The organism is Sandarakinorhabdus sp. (assembly GCF_040398645.1).
GTDB lineage: Bacteria > Pseudomonadota > Alphaproteobacteria > Sphingomonadales > Sphingomonadaceae > Sandarakinorhabdus.
The window spans coordinates 6,300-7,867 of the sequence record NZ_JBBATR010000082.1; the positions used below are offsets into that span (position 1 = coordinate 6,300).

The following is a 1,568-nucleotide window of genomic DNA, read 5'->3' on the forward strand; positions in this document are numbered from 1 at the left end:
GGCATGATCGCCGCCGCCGCCGCCGGGCGCCTGTGGATCGGCGTGCTGCTGGCGCTGCTGGCCGGCGTTGGCCTCATGCAGCTGGCCCGCGCGCTTGGCATGCCGGCGCTGCCGCACCCGGTTTCCACCGGGCTGGCCGTCGTCATCGCCAGCGTCAGCTTTGCGGCCCGCGGCGCGCTGTTTTCCCGCGCCATCCCCAAATATCCGTGGGCGATGGCGCTGTTTGTCGTTGCCGGCGAGGCATCCATGCTGTTCGTCGCCGCGGCCGATCCGGATGTTCTGCCGGCCTGGCTGCTGGTGCTGCTGCCCGCGCAATGGGCCAGCACGGCGATCCAGACGGCGCTGACCGGAACCGGCACCCGCGCTGCCAGCTCGGCCCTGTTCGCCCTTGCCGGCACTGCTGCCTCCACACTGGTGGTCGCCCGGCTGTGGCCGCGCCGCTGGCCCTATCTGCTGATGTTCACGGCGTGGGCCGGCCTGTCCGCACTGGTCTGGTATCAGCCCGGCCCACCGATGCCGCGCGCTGACCTGCGCGTTTACACCCTGCCCGCGCTGCTGGACCGCCCGGCCAATGTCGCCCCCATCGCGATCACCCCGCCCGACGCCGCCACCATCAGCGCCCTGGCCCGCATCCAGCGCCAGATCGCGAAATGGCCGCCCGCCGCCGTAGCAGACCCAGCCCAGCGCGCCCGCAACCTGCTGCTCATCGCCGCCGTCCCCGATCTCTACGATAGCGAACCCCTGCAATCCCAACTGCCCGCGCTGGTGCAGGCCGAATTGCGCGCCCGCATCCCGCCCGCGCAGTTGCGGGGCCTGTTGGTCGCCATCGCGAACAATCCCGCCGCCGGCAGCGTCACCGCCCGCGAAACCCTGCCCGCCCTCGGCCTGCCCGCCAACACCGGCGATGAAGCACAAGTGCGCAGCCGCATGGCGCTCTATGCCGTCCAAATGGCCGCGAGTTAACGAATGGACCGATCATGACATTCCGGCAAATCACCGCCGCGCTGGCTCTGCTGCTGCTGGCAACCGCCGCCCCCGCCGCCGCTCAAACGCCGCCCGCCGCAACCCTCGTGCCCGCCGATTTCACCGTGCCAACGCTGGCCACCGGCCCCGGCTTCAAGCTCGTCCCCCTCGGCCCCGCCGTGGTCAAGATCGATTACGATGCCTACATGGCCTCCATCGAACATCTCCATAAAACCTTCACACGCAGCACGGATTGGCCGCACGCCGGCCTCACCGCCGCCGACGCCATGAAAGACATGGAAGGCGAACAAGCCCGCTTCCAGGCCCGCCAATCCTTCGCCTACGCCGTCCTCACCCCCGACGGCACACGCGAACGCGGCAGCGTCTACGTCGCGCCCAGCCGCGTTGCCGGCTACGACGCCGTCGTCCGCCTCTGGGTCACCAAAGCCGAATACGACGCCGGCTTCGATGCGCAGCTCTACGCCTGGGTCCAAACCTGGCTGCGCACCACCTGGCCCTTCACCCGCATCGCCTACCCCGGCCGCGCCATCGATTGGGCGACGTGGGATGGGCTGGTTGCGAAGGCAAAGAAGTAAGGCGGCCTC

Annotated in this window: 2 protein-coding genes; both read left to right on the plus strand. The window is 70.0% G+C overall.

Annotated features, from left to right (window positions below; translation table 11 throughout):
• Positions 1-963, plus strand: a 963-nt coding sequence (locus tag ABWP50_RS12745; RefSeq protein WP_353218361.1) for a hypothetical protein, incomplete at its 5' end; no start/stop codon positions are given.
• Positions 964-977: 14 nt separating this feature from the next.
• Positions 978-1,559: a twin-arginine translocation pathway signal protein gene (locus tag ABWP50_RS12750; RefSeq protein ID WP_353218362.1), complete on the plus strand. Its 582-nt coding sequence runs from the start codon at positions 978-980 to the stop codon at positions 1,557-1,559.
• Positions 1,560-1,568: the final 9 nt, after the last annotated feature.

Coding starts and splice junctions, on each gene's coding strand:
- ABWP50_RS12750 (WP_353218362.1), top strand. CDS start 978: ATGACATTCCGGCAAATCACCGCCGCGCTGGCTCTGCTGCTGCTGGCA.